At 63.7% G+C, this 14,984-nt stretch carries 16 protein-coding genes; 7 read left to right on the top strand and 9 right to left on the bottom strand.

The features are described from left to right. Positions 1-495 (top strand): DUF2244 domain-containing protein, encoded by a 495-nt coding sequence (locus ORS3428_RS21775; protein ID WP_071100364.1) that lies wholly within the window; start codon positions 1-3, stop codon positions 493-495. Between the two features lie 205 nt (positions 496-700). Then, positions 701-1,606, top strand: a complete 906-nt coding sequence (locus tag ORS3428_RS21770; RefSeq protein ID WP_071100363.1) for a methylated-DNA--[protein]-cysteine S-methyltransferase — start codon at positions 701-703, stop codon at positions 1,604-1,606. Between the two features lie 12 nt (positions 1,607-1,618). Here ORS3428_RS21770 and ORS3428_RS34090 read toward each other — a convergent pair whose 3' ends face one another. After that, the gene (locus ORS3428_RS34090) at positions 1,619-2,923 is read right to left on the bottom strand and encodes a putative bifunctional diguanylate cyclase/phosphodiesterase (RefSeq protein ID WP_244508057.1); all 1,305 of its coding nucleotides are present in this window, start codon (positions 2,921-2,923) and stop codon (positions 1,619-1,621) included. 197 nt (positions 2,924-3,120) lie between these two features. Further along, a complete protein-coding gene (locus ORS3428_RS34085) occupies positions 3,121-4,017 on the bottom strand; it encodes a PAS domain-containing protein (protein ID WP_244508056.1) in 897 nt (298 codons plus the stop codon). 258 nt (positions 4,018-4,275) lie between these two features. On the opposite strand from ORS3428_RS34085, the gene ORS3428_RS21760 reads away from it, so the two are divergent. The 3 genes from ORS3428_RS21760 to ORS3428_RS21750 all read left to right on the top strand — a co-directional run bounded on the left by ORS3428_RS21760 (position 4,276) and on the right by ORS3428_RS21750 (position 7,341). Then, a complete protein-coding gene (locus ORS3428_RS21760; RefSeq protein ID WP_071100362.1) occupies positions 4,276-5,178 on the top strand; it encodes a ribokinase in 903 nt (300 codons plus the stop codon). A gap of 5 nt (positions 5,179-5,183) precedes the next feature. After that, on the top strand, positions 5,184-6,641 hold the full coding sequence (locus tag ORS3428_RS21755) for an amidase (RefSeq protein WP_071100361.1): 1,458 nt from the start codon (positions 5,184-5,186) through the stop codon (positions 6,639-6,641). A gap of 85 nt (positions 6,642-6,726) precedes the next feature. Beyond that, the gene (locus tag ORS3428_RS21750) at positions 6,727-7,341 is read left to right on the top strand and encodes a LysE family translocator (RefSeq protein ID WP_071100360.1); all 615 of its coding nucleotides are present in this window, start codon (positions 6,727-6,729) and stop codon (positions 7,339-7,341) included. 136 nt (positions 7,342-7,477) lie between these two features. On the opposite strand, the gene ORS3428_RS21745 is transcribed toward ORS3428_RS21750, so the two are convergent. Beyond that, on the bottom strand, positions 7,478-8,419 hold the full coding sequence (locus ORS3428_RS21745) for a nucleoside hydrolase (RefSeq protein ID WP_071100359.1): 942 nt from the start codon (positions 8,417-8,419) through the stop codon (positions 7,478-7,480). A gap of 139 nt (positions 8,420-8,558) precedes the next feature. On the opposite strand from ORS3428_RS21745, the gene ORS3428_RS21740 reads away from it, so the two are divergent. Both ORS3428_RS21740 and ORS3428_RS21735 read left to right on the top strand, forming a co-directional pair. Further along, positions 8,559-8,984: an Hsp20 family protein gene (locus ORS3428_RS21740; protein ID WP_071100358.1), complete on the top strand. Its 426-nt coding sequence runs from the start codon at positions 8,559-8,561 to the stop codon at positions 8,982-8,984. 64 nt (positions 8,985-9,048) lie between these two features. After that, positions 9,049-9,306: a DUF1150 family protein gene (locus tag ORS3428_RS21735; RefSeq protein ID WP_040973937.1), complete on the top strand. Its 258-nt coding sequence runs from the start codon at positions 9,049-9,051 to the stop codon at positions 9,304-9,306. Between the two features lie 221 nt (positions 9,307-9,527). Here ORS3428_RS21735 and ptsN read toward each other — a convergent pair whose 3' ends face one another. The 6 genes from ptsN to lptC all read right to left on the bottom strand — a co-directional run bounded on the left by ptsN (position 9,528) and on the right by lptC (position 14,893). After that, positions 9,528-9,992, bottom strand: a complete 465-nt coding sequence (gene ptsN, locus ORS3428_RS21730) for a PTS IIA-like nitrogen regulatory protein PtsN (protein WP_071100357.1) — start codon at positions 9,990-9,992, stop codon at positions 9,528-9,530. A gap of 63 nt (positions 9,993-10,055) precedes the next feature. Further along, complete coding sequence (gene hpf / locus ORS3428_RS21725; RefSeq protein ID WP_071100356.1) at positions 10,056-10,640, bottom strand: ribosome hibernation-promoting factor, HPF/YfiA family; 585 nt, start codon at positions 10,638-10,640, stop codon at positions 10,056-10,058. A gap of 402 nt (positions 10,641-11,042) precedes the next feature. Beyond that, a complete protein-coding gene (gene rpoN, locus ORS3428_RS21720) occupies positions 11,043-12,572 on the bottom strand; it encodes an RNA polymerase factor sigma-54 (protein WP_071100355.1) in 1,530 nt (509 codons plus the stop codon). A 188-nt stretch (positions 12,573-12,760) separates the two neighbouring features. After that, a complete protein-coding gene (lptB, locus tag ORS3428_RS21715) occupies positions 12,761-13,579 on the bottom strand; it encodes an LPS export ABC transporter ATP-binding protein (RefSeq protein WP_071100354.1) in 819 nt (272 codons plus the stop codon). Beyond that, positions 13,579-14,193, bottom strand: coding sequence for an LptA/OstA family protein (locus tag ORS3428_RS21710; RefSeq protein ID WP_071100353.1), 615 nt, complete (start codon positions 14,191-14,193; stop codon positions 13,579-13,581). Before ORS3428_RS21710 ends, lptB begins: the two co-directional genes overlap by 1 nt. Beyond that, positions 14,180-14,893 (bottom strand): LPS export ABC transporter periplasmic protein LptC, encoded by a 714-nt coding sequence (gene lptC / locus ORS3428_RS21705; RefSeq protein WP_071100352.1) that lies wholly within the window; start codon positions 14,891-14,893, stop codon positions 14,180-14,182. Before lptC ends, ORS3428_RS21710 begins: the two co-directional genes overlap by 14 nt. Positions 14,894-14,984: the final 91 nt, after the last annotated feature.

Here is a 14,984-nt window from a genome sequence, read left to right as displayed (position 1 = left end):
ATGAGCGACACAAACGCCTCGTTCGAAGCTGACAAGCCTTTTTTCCAGGCCCTGCTGACGCCCCATCGTTCGCTCGGCCGCACCGGCTTCTTCATCCTGATGGGCGCGCTGCTGTTCGGCTGGGTCGTCACCGGGGCGATCTTCCTGGCGCACGGYGCCTGGCCTGTCTTCGGCTTCTGCGGGCTGGATGTGCTCGCCGTCTACATCGCCTTTCGCGTCAACTATCGCGCCGCCCGCGCCCGCGAGGAAATATCGGTTTCGCGCACGCGCCTCGACATCCGCAAGACGGCGCCTTCCGGCCGCTTCAAGGACCACCGCTTCAACCCGTTCTGGACGCGGTTCTCGATCGCTCGCCATGCCGAGATCGGCATCACTAACATGGCGGTCGAGGCGCAGGGCGAGAGCGTCTCGATCGGCAGTTTCCTCAACCCGGACGACCGCGAAAGCTTCGCCACCGCCTTTTCGCGCGCGCTGGCGACCGCCAAGGCGCGCTGAGCCCCTTCTCGCAACCGGCATAGCGGCTGCAGCAGCCGATCTCTCGCGCGATGAACGGCGCATCTCTGCCAGGGTGTGGAGAGGAGGTCGCCCTTGCCTATGGCCGGCCAAAGCCATCCTATGTCGACGGCCATAAAAGCAAGGCAAGTTTCGGGTGGTGGCAAAGCGCGGGAAGAACGATATTCGCGGTCAAGGAGATATTGCCATGAACGCTCAGATGACCGCGAATACGCAGATGAAACCGTCGGCGATCCTGCAGAACGACATCACTCCCGAAGGCAGCGACTACGAAATCGTGCGCCGCGCCATCGAGAAGATCAGTCTGGACTATCGCGACCAGCCCTCGCTGGAGGTTCTGGCCGAGGCGGTCGGCGAGACCCCGACCGGCCTGCAGAAACTGTTCACCCGCTGGGCCGGCCTTTCGCCCAAGGCCTTCCTGCAGGCGGTGACGCTTGATCATGCGCGCAGGCTGCTCGATTCCGGCATGCCGCTGCTGGAGACGTCGTTTGAGCTTGGCATGTCGGGCCCTGGCCGGCTGCATGACCTTTTCGTCACCCATGAGGCGATGTCGCCCGGCGACTACAAGACCCGCGGCGCCGGCCTCACCATCCGCTACGGCTACCACATCTCGCCCTTCGGCATCGCTTTGATCATGGTCACCGACCGCGGCCTGGCCGGCCTTGCCTTCTGCGATCCGGGCGGCGAGCGGACAGCGTTTGCCGACATGTCCGGCCGCTGGCCGAACGCTTCCTATGTCGAGGACATGTCGGCCACCCAGCCCTATGCCGCGCGGGTCTTCGATCCGACCCTCTGGCGGGCCGACCAGCCGCTGCGCGTGGTCATGATCGGCACCGATTTCCAGGTGCGTGTCTGGGAGGCGCTGCTGCGCATCCCGATGGGCAAGGCCTGCACCTATTCCTCGATCGCGGCGAGCATCGGCGCGCCCAGCGCAAGCCGGGCCGTGGGGGCAGYGGTCGGCGCCAATCCGATGTCCTTCGTCGTTCCTTGCCACCRTGCGCTGGGCAAGTCCGGGGCGCTGACCGGCTATCACTGGGGCCTGACGCGCAAGCGCGCTATCCTCGGCTGGGAAGCGGGACAGGTGGCTTCCTGAAGGCGTGTGCCGCTATCGCCTGCGATGGCGGCGCGCGGTTCCTGCCATGGCCGCAAATCTGCCGACCTCATCGGCATATGCCTCGATCGGGTGGGGGCGTCCGATCAGATATCCCTGCAGCGCATGGCACCCCTCTTCGCTAAGAAAGCTCAGTTGCTCAAGCGTCTCGACGCCTTCCGCGATAATATCCATCGACAAGCCCCGGCCCAGTCCGACGATGGCGCGGATTATGGCGGCCGTTTGCGAATTCTTCTGGATCATCCCGACAAAGGACTTGTCGATCTTGATCTTGTCGAAGGGGAAAGACTGCAGATAGGAAAGCGACGAATAGCCAGTCCCGAAATCGTCCAGGGCGATCTTCACCCCGAGAGATTTTAGTCGCCTAAGGATCGAACTTGCCCGCGCAAGGTCGTCGAGCAGCACGCTCTCCGTTATTTCAAGCTCGAGCCGTTTCGGATCGAGCCGCGAATCAAGCAGGATTTGCTGCAGCAGGCCTGGAAGATCGCCCTGGCGAAACTGCACGGGAGACAGATTGACGCCGATCTGCACGGGCTWGGCCCACGAAGCCGCTTCCCGGCATGCCTGCCGCAGCACCCATTCCCCCAAGGACACGATCAGACCGCTTTCTTCGGCCACAGGAATGAACTCGGCAGGTGGAATTGTTCCTCGTTCCTTGTGAGACCAGCGGATCAATGCTTCGAAACCGACAATCTCGCCGGATAAGTTCGCCTGGGGCTGGTAATGCAGGAGCAGCTCGCCGTTTGCCAACGCCGAGCGCAAGTCCTGCTCAAGGGCGCGGCGCTCGCGCAGCTTGCGATCCATGTCGGCTTCGAACATCCGGAAAACGCCGCGGCCGTCGGCTCTTGCGCGATCAAGCGCTGCACGAGCATTGCTCAAAAGCCTCGCAACGTCGGTCGCGTCATCTGGGAAGAAGGTGATGCCGATGCTGAGCCCAACCCGCAGTGCACGGCCTTCGACATCGAAAACATCGGCGATCGTCGCCAGCAGACGGTCAGCCAATTCGATGGCTGTCGCCGGATGCGGGCCCTCGCTGACGATTATGGTGAAGTCGCTGCCGCCTGTCCGCGCAAGGAAGTGCTTGCCCGCGGCTCCGRCAAGGCGCTTCGCCGCCCTGCCGAGCAGAGCGTCCGCAACCGCCGGCCCGTAGACGTCGTTGACTTCCTTGAATCCGTCGATGTCGACGCACATGACGGCGAAAGACTCGCGCCCGGAGGTCGCCCGCTCAAGCGTGAATTCGAGGCGCTCGACAAGCACCGTTCGGTTAGGAAGATCGGTCAACCCGTCATGGGTGGCCATGTGGGCGATGCGCGCTGCGTCTCGCTTTCGCTCTGTTATGTCCTCGGCAACGGCAAGCACGTATTTCGACTTGCCGTCATGGCTCTCCACGGCCAGGCGTCGCGTTACCAGATCGCGTATGCCCTTGTGCCGCGTGGGGATCTTTTCTTCCGCCGCGATCTGCAGGGTATCGGAACGCAAGGCCTCCCGATCACGCATCAGATCAGAAAGGACTCGGCTTCTTCCCGTGGAAACAGCTCGGAGTCGGTCTTTCCGATCAGTTCCTCCCGAGGGATGCCGAGCAGTTCCTCGCCCGCCCGGTTCATCAGAACGTAGCGGTGCTGGCCGGCCTCTTTGGCGAAGAGCATGACCGGTATGTTCTCGATTACCGTGTCCAGGAATTCCCTCGTACGGCGCAAGCCGTCTTCCGCCAGCTTCCGTTCCGTCACGTCTATGATGGCGACCATGAATGYCGAGCGGCCATTGTAGTCGATCGCCTTGGAGTAGGCGACGACGTCAATCAGGCTGCCGTCCGCCTTGATGTGAYGCCAACTGCGCCCGGTTATGTCTGAGCCTAGGCCGGCCTCTACAACCTTGCGCATCGCCGCGACTTCTTCCCGGGGCCGGATGTCGAGGATCGAYTTTGAAAGGAACTGCTCGCGCGAGTAGCCATAATGCTCGACAGCGGCATGGTTCACGGCCAGAAAGCGCAGGCTGCCGCGGTCGAACACCCACATCGGAACCGGGTTCTCCTCGAACAGCAGCCGCAACGAGGCCTCCTGCTGCTTGAGGGCGGTGATGTCCGAAATACAGCCGACCACGAAGCGAGCGCCGTTCGATAGAAGTGCTCGGGCCTTGCGTGTTATCAACGTGCGAATCTGACCGTCGGGCCCTTGGATGATCTCCTCATTCTCGTTGACTTCGCCGGTGTCCAGCACCAGCCGGTCGATCCGGTTGAACACATCCGCATGTTCCCGGGGGACGAAATCGTAGTCGGTGCGRCCGGCCAGCTCCTCGAAGGATCGGCCCATGAAGTCGCACATGCTTCGGTTCGCCACGAGGAAGCGAGATTGGCTGTCCTTCACGAATATGGGATGCGGGACCGCATCGAGCACCAGCCGGACGGCGTCGGCGTCGTCAGTGGAAAATGACTTTGCGAGCTGGTCGACCGGAGACTCTGAGCTCGGCATTCATGCCTCGCGTTGTTGCCAGGAACCCAACCGGAACATCTATATACCTGAGTATTACTTATCCGTAACCGCTGACTATATTAGCCGAAGCTAAAAGATCAGGCGGCGAATTGGTCCGTCATCGGAACACTGGCAACCGCGCGTCTTCCGGGGTAGCCTGCCGCGCATCAGAGGAGGCGCTTCTTGATCATCATTGTCGGCTCGATCAACCTTGACCTGATCGCCAGTGTCGACCGCTTGCCGGAACCTGGCGAGACGGTGCGCGGCTCCGGCTTCGCCACCGCCCCTGGCGGCAAAGGCGCCAACCAGGCGCTGGCCGCGGCCCTCGCCGGCGCTCCTGTGCGCATGGTGGGCGCCGTCGGCAAGGATAGCTTTGCCGCCGAGGCACTGGCGTTGCTCAAGTCCGGCAATGTCGATCTTTCCGGAGTCGGCGAGAGCGCCGCCTCGACCGGCACCGCGCTGATCCTGGTCGGCGCCGACGGCGAGAACGTGATTGCCGTCGTTCCGGGCGCCAACGACTCGGTGCTGCCCGGTGATATCGCCAAGGCGTTCCTGAAGAAAGGCGACGTGGTGCTTTTGCAGCACGAGATCCCGCTGCAGACGGTCGAGGCCGCGCTCGACGCCGCGCGCGCGGCGGGCGCCGTCAGCGTGCTCAACACCGCGCCCTTCCGCGCCGAGGCCGCCGGCTTTTTCGCCAAGTCCGACTTTGCCGTCGCCAACGAGACAGAGTTCGACCTCTATGCCGCCGCGCTTTCGCTCTCCGGGCCAGACCGGCAGGCGCGGATGCGCGACTATGCGCAAAAGACCGGCAGGACTATCGTCGTCACGCTCGGCGGCGACGGCGTGCTGGCCGCCGCTCCTGACCATTTCCTCACGGTTCCGGCGCTGAAGATCATCCCGGTCGACACGGTCGGCGCCGGCGACACTTTTTGCGGCTATTTCGGCGCCGGCCTGTCGTCCGGCCTGTCGCTCGAGCAGGCGCTTGTCCGCGCCGCGGCGGCTGGCTCGCTTGCCTGCCTGAAGCCGGGCGCCCAGCCGGCGATCCCGCTGGCGAAGGACGTCGACACGGCCTTGGCTGCGCGGTGACAGCGATGCGCCCCGTAACGAAACATGCTGTGCCGCCGGCCAGCGACATCTGCCGCCTGTCCGCCGTGGATCTCGCCGGCAAGATCAGGCAGCGACACTTGTCGGCGCGCGAAGTCGTCAGCGCCTTTCTCGACCGCATCGAGACGGTGAACCCGCTGGTCAACGCCATCGTTTCGCTGCGCGACGCGGCCGACATTCTGGCCGAGGCCGACATGGCCGATGCCCGTCTGGCGCGGGGCGACGAGGCCGGATCGCTGTTCGGCCTGCCGATCGCGATCAAGGACCTGGCTCTGACCAAGGGGCTGAGAACGACCTCCGGCTCGCCGATCTTCGCGGATTTCGTTCCCGACGAGGACGAATTCTTCGTCGAGCGCATCCGCAAGGCCGGCGCCATCATCATTGGCAAGACCAACGTTTCGGAGTTCGGGCTGGGCTCCAACACCTACAATCCGGTCTTCGGCCCGACGCTCAACGCCTTCGATCCGGCGCTTGCCGCCGGCGGGTCGAGCGGCGGCGCGGCGGTGGCGCTGGCGCTCGACATGGTGCCCGTGGCCGACGGCAGCGACTTCGGCGGCTCGCTGCGCAACCCGGCCGCCTACAACAATGTCTATGGCTTCCGCCCGTCGCAGGGGCTTGTGCCGGCCGGCCCGGCCTACGATGTCTTCCATGCCCAGATGGGAGTCGAAGGACCGATGGGCCGGAACGTGCGCGACATCGYGCTGCTGCTCGACGAGCAGGCCGGCTATCATCCGCGGGCGCCACTGTCGCATGACAAGCAGGGCTCGTTCCTTGAGGGCCTGCGCATGAAGGCGGCTGGCGGCCGCATCGCCTGGCTCGGCGACCTCGACGGCCACCTCCCGATGKAAGCTGGAATCCTCGAGCTTTGCCAGGACGCCCTCGCCCGCTTCGCCGATGYATCCTTCGTGAGCGAAACGCTGGTACCGGCCGTCGACTTCGAGGCACTCTGGCAGGCCTTCGTGACACTGCGCCAGGCGAGCAGCGGCTGCGCCCTGAAGGCGCACTACGACGATCCGGCAAAACGCAATCTGCTCAAGCCGGAAGCGGTCTGGGAAATCGAGCAGGCGATGCGCCTCACCGCGCCGCAGGTCCATGCCGCTACTGTCCAGCGTTCCTCATGGCACCGGACGCTGCTGTCGCTGTTCGAGCGCTTCGACCTCGTCGCCTTGCCAACCGCGCAGGTCTTCCCCTTCGACGTCACCATCCATTGGCCGCGCGAGGTCGCCGGGCGCGAGATGGACAGCTATCATCGCTGGATGCAGGTTTCGGCCTTTGCCACGTTGGGCGGCTGCCCGGCGCTCAACGTCCCGGTCGGCTTTGACGAAAGGGGCCGGCCGATGGGCATGCAGTTGCTCGGCCGTCCGCGCGACGACCTCGCCGTGCTCAAGGCCGGCGCCGCCTACGAGGCAACGCTGCCCTGGCAGGCGGGCGCGGGCGCGGACTGAGGTCGCCGGCCGGCGCTTGCGCCGGCGCCGGCTCCGTGCATTGATCGCGCTCCGTCGCGTCGGCGCATCCTGTCGAGGGAAGACCATGTCGCTGGAACTCTACGCCACCTATGTTGTCGCCTGCATCGTCATCGTCCTGGTGCCTGGGCCTACGGTTACACTGATCATCGCCAACAGCATGCGCCATGGTTCGCGCGCCGGGCTTGCCAATGTCGCCGGCACCCAGGCTGGGCTTGCCATCATGATCGCCATCGTCGGCATCGGCCTCAACACGCTGATCGCCGGCATGGGCCATTGGTTCGAGTGGGTGCGGCTGATCGGCGCCGCTTACCTCATCTGGATGGGCGTGCAGATGCTCCGCGCCAAGGGAGCCTTGAATCCCGACGGATCAGCCAAAAAGCCGCGTGGCGGCTTCTTCCTGCAGGGATTCCTGGTGGCCATCTCCAACCCCAAGACGCTTGTCTTCTTCGGCGCCTTCTTCCCGCAATTCATCGCGCCACAGGGCAACTACACGCTGCAGATCGTGGTCATGGGCCTGACCGCCATGGTCTTTGCCGCCATATCGGATTCGACCTACGCGATCGCCGCCGGCCGGGCCGGGCGCATGCTCTCGGCCAGCCGCGTCAAGCTTCTCTCCCGAGTAAGCGGCAGCTTACTGGTCGGCGGCGGGTTGTGGCTGGCGTTTTCGAAAGCGAAGTGAGCGCCTCCTGTTCTCCCCTTGCGGGAGAAGGTGTCGCCGAAGGCGACGGATGAGGGGTGTTTCCTGGAACACCCCCCATCCGTCTCGGCGGCTTCGCGCCGATTCACGTTCCCCCACCAGGGGGAAGGAAGGGGCCCTACAGCCGCCCCAACCTTTCCACCAGCAGCGCGAAGAAGGCGTCATGGTCGATGTCGCGCATCACCATGGCGTTCTTTTCCCGCTTGGTGACGCCCCACCAGTCGATCACCGTCATGCCCATGGTGAGCTCGGAGGAGGTCTCGATGCTGACGTTGCAGTGGCGGCCCTTGAACAGCTCGGGCTTGAGAAGATAGGCGATCACACACGGATCGTGCAGCGGCCCGCCGTCGGTGCCGTATTTCTCCTCGTCGAAGCGCTCGAAGAACTCCAGCATCTCGGCCGTGGCCGTGCCGACCCTTGTGCCCAAAGCGCGAAAAGCCTTGGTGCGCTTGGCGCTGGTCAGCGCCTTGTGCGTGACGTCGAGCGGCATCATCACGATCGGAATGCCCGACTTGAACACCACGTCGGCCGCCTGCGGGTCGACATAGATGTTGAATTCGGCGGCCGGCGTGACGTTGCCGCCTTCGAAGAAGCCGCCGCCCATCAGCACGATTTCCCTGATGCGCGGCGCGATCCGCGGCTCGCGGATCAGCGCCAGCGCAATGTTGGTGAGCGGCCCGAGCGGGCAGAGCGTGATCGTGCCGCTTTCCTCGCACATCAGCGTCTCGACGATGAAATCGACCGCATGCTTTTCCTGCAGCGGCATCGTGGGTTCCGGCAGCTGCGGCCCGTTGAGGCCTGTCTTGCCATGCACCTCCTCGGCGGTGACGAGTTCACGCGCCAGCGGCCGGATGGCGCCGGCATAGACCTTGATGTCGGGCCGGCCGGCCAGTTCGCAGATCTTGCGGGCATTTTTCTCGGTAAGCTTCAGCGGCACGTTGCCGGCAACGGCGGTGATGCCGACGACCTCCAGTTCGGAGCTGCCGAGCGCCAGCAATATGGCGACGGCATCATCCTGACCGGGGTCTGTGTCGATGATGATCTTTCGTGATTGGGGCATTTCAATTCCTTTGGGGAGTCTTTTTGGGCGGGATTTTGATGRCTTGAACTTGTCCGCACCGCGGACCATATCAAGACCATCGGGAAAAATGCCATCCGGGTTTTTCCAGTTTATGTCGCTCTTGAGAGGACAGTGTAACATGAGCCGAATGACCCCCTTCTCCAGCCCGCTGCTGCTGGGCTTCGACGCGATGGAGAAGACCCTTGAGYGTCTGGCGAAGTCGGGTGACAGCTATCCTCCCTACAACATCGAACGCCTGAGCGCTGCCGATGGCAAGGCCGAAAGGCTGCGTATCACGCTTGCCGTTGCAGGCTTCGCAGAGAGCGACCTCGATGTGACCACGGAGGAAAACCAACTGATCGTGCGYGGCCGTCAGACCGACGACACCGAGCGCGAATACCTCCACCGCGGCATCGCCGCGCRCCAGTTCCAGYGCTGCTTCGTGCTGGYCGACGGCATGCGGGTGATCGGCGCGGAGCTGAAGAACGGCCTTTTGTCGATCGATCTCGACCGGCCCGAGGCCGAGCGGCTGGTACGGAAAATAAACATATCGGTGAAAGACTGATCTTCGCCGATGGCTCTATGCGGGGACGGYCTGACATGGCGTTCTCGCGGCAAGGAGGCTTGAAATGACCAGAACTGACGAAACTCTGACCATGACCAGCGGYGAATTCGCCCATCTCGGCGAAGGTTCGGTCGCTTACCTGAGGAAAGTATCGAGYGACGACCTGCGCGGCCGCTTCCCCGGCCTCGCCGAGATCGCGCCCGGCCTGGAACTGTGGGCGCTGTTTGCCGCCAACGGCCAGCCGATCCTGCTTTCCGATGCCCGTGACCGGGCGCTGGCGGGCGCGTTGGAGAACGATCTGACCACGGTCGCCATTCACTGACCCTGGTCGCTGCCTGAATTGGAAAGGGCCGCTCCCGGCGGCCCCTAAAGGTTTTACCCCAAAAAGCCAGAGCATTTRCCGCCGAGCGGAACCGCTTGGCATCGCAGAAATGCGGCTAGAACAAAGAGATAGAGGGGTCGCAGCGGCTTTGAGAAACGACAAAGACCTAAAGCGCGTCGCCTGAATCCGTTCGGCGACGCGCGTTAGGCTTCGATGCAGGTTCAGGCCGCGTGCGAGGCCTGCGTATCCGACAGCAGAGCGTGGATTGCCACGGCATCGCGCGTGCCTCTGATCTTGGCCACGGTGTCGGCATCGCGCAGCACCCGCGCGATGCGCGACAGCGCCTTGAGATGGTCGGCGCCGGCGCCTTCCGGCGCAAGCAGCAGAAACACCAGATCGACCGGCTGGTCGTCGAGCGCCTCGAAATCCACCGGCATTTCCAGCCGGGCGAACACGCCGGCGATCCGCTTGACGCCCGCGAGCTTGCCGTGCGGAATGGCGATGCCGTTGCCGACACCGGTGGAGCCCAGCCGCTCGCGCTGCAGGATAGTGTCGAACACCTCCCGCTCCGGAATTCCTGAAATCGCCGCCGCCCTCTCCGACAGCAACTGCAGAAGCTGTTTTTTGGAATTCGCCTTCAACGCCGGCATGATAGCCGAGACGCTGATGAGATCGCTAAGATCCATGCCTGAAAAATCCCTTGCTCGCCTGCCGCGCCAGTCCTTGTCCCCCTCGCGCGGCTGGCTTTCTTATCCCTGTGCGACTTTGGTCGTCGACGGATCGATCCAACCGATGTTTCCATCCGGCCGGCGGTRGACGATGTTGAGTTGGTCGTTTCCGGCGTTGCGGAAGACGAAGACGGGGCTGTCCTTGGTATCGAGTTCGATGACGGCCGAGGCCACCGACATGGTGCGAAGCGTCATGGTCGATTCGGCGACGACGACCGGGGCGAAGTCCTCAGGAATGTCTTCTTCGTCGTCGGCGAGCGGCGCCATCACCGTATAGGCGATGTCGGTGGGCTCGCCATTGCCATTGCCGGAATTGTGCGACTTGAGCCGGCGTTTGTAGCGCCGCAGCCTCGTTTCGAGGCGATCAGCGGCTGCGTCGAAAGCAAGCGTGGGATCCTGGGCGTCACCGGTCGCCTGCAGCGAGGCGCCGGAATCGAGCCGGATCATGCAATCGGCCGAGAAGCGCGACCCCGCTTTGATGACCGTGACATGTCCTGAAAAACCTCGATCGAAATACTTTTCGATCGCTTCGTTGACACGATCGTTGATGCGCGCACGGAACGCATCGCCGATGTCCATGTGTTTTCCCGAAATGCGCAGATTCATCTGAAAACTGACCTTCCTTGCTCAGGCTTCAAACTGTGCCGAGTTTATACCCGTGGTGCGCGCGCACAAGCTTTGCAGCGGCACGCGCGCAGATTTTAGACCCGAACTTTGCGGTTGATCACAAGTCGCCTTCTTGGCCGTCCGAGGCCTTCGCATCGACGAACCCATTCGCGAGCGGGCATCACGGCCCGGCTCATGCGGGCGGGCTTCTAGACACTTCATTGCAGCTTGTCAATGAAGCTCGAAAACTGCGGAAATACGCCCGTTCCCCAAAGCGGCACGGTCTGTTGAGATAGAGGTCAGGCCGAGCATTCGAGAACRCCGATGGAGCCTGCGTTAAGGTACGCAAGTATCGGAAACGCAGAAAGCCCATTCACAGGCCGGCACCTGATTGTCGCAGGCTTACCGCCCGGCATTGGCCAGCGCCCGCTTCTCGCGCCGCCGCTGCACCGATGACGGTATGTTCATCCCTTCGCGATACTTGGCGACGGTGCGGCGGGCGATATCGACGCCGCTTTCCCTCAGCATGTCGACGATGGCATCGTCGGAAAGCACGTCGGCAGGCTTTTCCTCGTCGATCAGCTGCTTGATGCGGTCGCGCACAGCTTCCGAGGAATGGGCTTCGCCGCCCTCGGCGGATGCGATCGAGGCGCTGAAGAAATAGCGCAGTTCGAACACGCCGCGCGGYGTCAGCATGTATTTGTTGGCGGTGACGCGGCTCACCGTCGATTCATGCATGYCGATCGCGTCGGCCACCGTGCGCAGGTTGAGCGGCTTCAGATGGCGCACGCCATGGACGAGGAAAGCGTCCTGCTGGCGCACGATCTCCGACGCCACCTTGAGGATGGTCTTGGCCCTCTGGTCGAGGCTGCGGGTCAGCCAATTGGCGTTTTGCAGGCATTCGGCCAAAAAATCCTTCTCCGCCTGGTCCTTGGCATGGCCGGAAACCCGGGCAAAATAGACATTGTCGACCAGAACGCGCGGCAGCGTGTCGGGATTGAGCTCCACCGCCCAGCTRCCGTCGGCGGCAGGCCGCACCTCGACATCGGCAACGATCGCGTCGCTCGCCCCGCCGGAAAACGCCGTGCCGGGCCGCGGATCGAGCGCCCGGATCTCGGCCAGCATGTCGAGAAGGTCCTCCTCGTCGACGCCGCAGATGCGCTTCAGCGTCTGGAAGTCGCGGCGCGCCAGAAGTTCGAGATTGGCCACCAGCGCCTTCATTGCCGGGTCGAGCCGGTCGCGCACCGCAAGCTGCAGCGACAGGCATTCCGCGAGGTCGCGGGCAAACAGGCCGGCCGGCTCGAAGCTCTGGCAAACCGCCAGCGCGCGCGCCACCGCCGCCTCGTCCGTRCCGAGCCGCGCGGCGACCTCACCCAGCTCGGCGCGCAGGTAGCCGGCCTCGTCGAGGCTGTCTGCAAGCTCGCCGGCAATCAGCCGTTCGGCCGGGTCGAAGAAGGCAAGCGCGATCTGCTCGCCGACATGCTCGCGCAGCGTCACCGTGCTCGCGGCCATCTCCCCGACATCGAAGCCTTCCGATGAAGCGCCGCCTCCGCTGCCCCCGGAAGCCGACTTCCATTGTGCCGTGAGGTCCGGCCCCAGCCTTTCGCTCGTCCCGGGATCGTCGGGAAACAGGTTCTCCAGCGAAGAGTCGAGCTTTTGCGAGATCGCCTCGGCGCTCCATTCGGTCTCGCCTTCGAACCAATCTTCTCCGGCAGCGGGTCCCGAGACCGTCTCCCCCTTTTGCGGCTGGTCCCCTCCCATCTCATCCTGCGGCTCGGCCCGCTCCAACAGTGGATTGCGCTCGATCTCCTCGTCGATGAAGCGTTCGAGCTCGACATGGGTGAGCTGCAGCAGCCGGATCGACTGCATCAGTTGCGGCGTCATCACCAGCGACTGGGACTGTCTGAGCTGCAGTTTGGCCGCCAGCGCCATGGTTGGTCTCAAACGCTCCGTCCACGCATCGGACTTACTTTTCGGTCGGGCATAGAAACTGGCCCGGCTTTTGCTTGTCAAGGCAAACGCTAGCAGCAGGGGCTTACCGGAGCGTTATTCGCGGAAGGCTTTGCCGATAATCTCGTCAAACCGGCCAGAACCCGGGCAAAAAACCGGAATTTCCACCCTCAGAGGGTAAAGCCCTCGCCGAGATAGAGGCGCCGGACATCGGCGTTGGCAACAATCTCGTCGGCCCGGCCATGCGTCAGCACCTGGCCAGCGTGGATGATATAGGCGCGGTCGATCAGGCCAAGCGTCTCGCGCACATTGTGATCGGTGATCAGCACGCCGATGCCGCGCGCTGTTAGATGGCGAACGAGCTGCTGGATGTCGGCGACCGCGATCGGATCGATACCGGCGAAAGGCTCGTCGAGCAGCATATAGGCCGGCCGCGTCGCAAGCGCCCGCGCGATCTCGAGGCGGCGTCTCTCACCGCCCGAGAGCGACAGCGACGGCGCCTTGCGAAGATGGCTGATGTGGAATTCCTCGAGCAGTTCGTCGAGCGTGCGCTCGCGCTCCTTGCGGCTCTTTTCAACGACCTCCAGCACGGCGCGGATATTCTGCTCGACGCTGAGGCCGCGGAAGATCGACGCTTCCTGBGGCAGATAGCCGATACCGAGGCGGGCGCGGCGGTACATCGGCATCGAGGTGACGTCGAAGCCGTCGATCTCGATCGTGCCTTCATCCACCGGCACGAGGCCGGTGACCATGTAGAAACAGGTGGTCTTGCCGGCGCCGTTCGGGCCGAGCAGGCCGACGGCCTCTCCGGCGCGCACGCCGAGCGTCACGCCGCTCACGACTTTGCGGCCCTTGTAGCTCTTGGTCAGGCCCTTCGCGATCAGGGTACCCTTGAATTTCGCCTGGTCGATACTGACCATTGCCGGCGCGGCCGGTTTGCTGGCGGCCCGTCCGGGCAGACGGGCCAGCAGCGACGATACGCCGGCCATTAGTTGTTCGACGCTCCCTGCTGGGCCGTTCCTTTCTGGGACGTCCCCTGCTTCTGGGGAGTGATCGACATGATGACGCGACCGTTGCTGCCGCAGCCGTCGACATTGGCAAGGCCGCTCTTCATCTGCACGGTGAGCTTGCAGCCCTTGAGCACGTTGTCGCCCTGGGACAGCACGACCTCCTTGCCCTGCAGCGTGAGCACCTGCGTCTTCATGTCGAAAGTGCCGGTGTCGCCGGTGGCGATCTGGTCGTTCGATTTGATGTAGACCTTGTTCTCGACCACGAGGTGGTCGATGTTGGCGGCGCCCGTCATCGCCGATGCGCCGGCCGCCGCACCCTTGGGAGCGTTGGCATCCTTGACATAGAAGACCGTCATCTTGCCGGCCTTGAGCAGCGTCGGCCCCTGGTTGACGGTGACGTTGCCGCTGAAGATCGCCGCGCTGTCGGCCTGACGAACCTCGAGCTTGTCGCTTTCGATCTGGATCGGCTGGTCGCCGGACAGTTTCAGGCCAGACTGGCTGGTCGTGCTCGATTGCGCGAATGAATGCGCGGTTCCCAGGAGCAGCAACGCGGAGGYCGCGCCCAGAAGCCATGCGGAATTACTGCGACGCATTCTGCTCTCCACTCTTAGCCTCTGCCGCCTTCAGGCTGGCCGGATCGATGTTGACGCGCACCCGGTTCTCGAAGACCACGACCTTGCCGTTTTCCTCGACCGACATCGAGTCGGCGGTGATGCGCGAACCGCCGCGGCTGACATCGACCGGATTGTTCGTCTTCATAGAACCTTTGCCCATGTCTAGGAAGACAGATTTGAACTTGGCAACCAGGCCGTCGGTGGTCGTCACGTCGACGTCGYTGGTGAGGTCCATTGTGTTGGCGTCGCGGTTGTAGATGCCGTGCGGGGCGTTGACGGCCACCACATTATCGGTCGCTACCGGCAATTTGGCATTGATGCCTTCAAGGTCGATGATGCCCTGCTTGCCGACATCCTGCGTCGCTCTGGTCGCCGTCAGCGAATAGGGCAGCTTCTGCTTGGTGAAGCCGTTGAGCTTGGGATTGGCCATCACCAGCTTGCCGTTCGAAAAGGCGCTGCCGTCGGCCTGCACCGAGATCGACACCGGCGCGGCCAGATAGGAATAGACCGGAAAGGCGATCGCGATTGCCRCCGCGAGCAGCGGCACGGCGAATTTCAGCACACGCACCCGGCGCGAATGCCGCTGCGCGCGGTTGAACGCGTCGCCTCGCGTGCCACCTTGCTCAGCGGCAACCGACGCCGTCACGGCATCGCTTGTTTCCTCAGATCGCGCCAACATGACTGTTTCTAATGGGCCCTTGCCCCGCCAAACACCGACTATAGGTGGTATGCCGRCCCCCGCACGCAAGCACAAGCGGAGGAAAACTGCA

The sequence above is a fragment of the Mesorhizobium sp. ORS 3428 genome (genome assembly GCF_001854785.1).
Taxonomy (GTDB): Bacteria; Pseudomonadota; Alphaproteobacteria; order Rhizobiales; family Rhizobiaceae; genus Mesorhizobium.
This window is presented reverse-complemented; position numbering and strand designations above follow the sequence as displayed.

Coding starts and splice junctions, on each gene's coding strand:
- ORS3428_RS21750 (WP_071100360.1), top strand. CDS start 6,727: ATGTCGCTGGAACTCTACGCCACCTATGTTGTCGCCTGCATCGTCATC.
- ORS3428_RS21745 (WP_071100359.1), bottom strand. CDS start 8,419: ATGCCCCAATCACGAAAGATCATCATCGACACAGACCCCGGTCAGGAT.
- ptsN (WP_071100357.1), bottom strand. CDS start 9,992: ATGGATCTTAGCGATCTCATCAGCGTCTCGGCTATCATGCCGGCGTTG.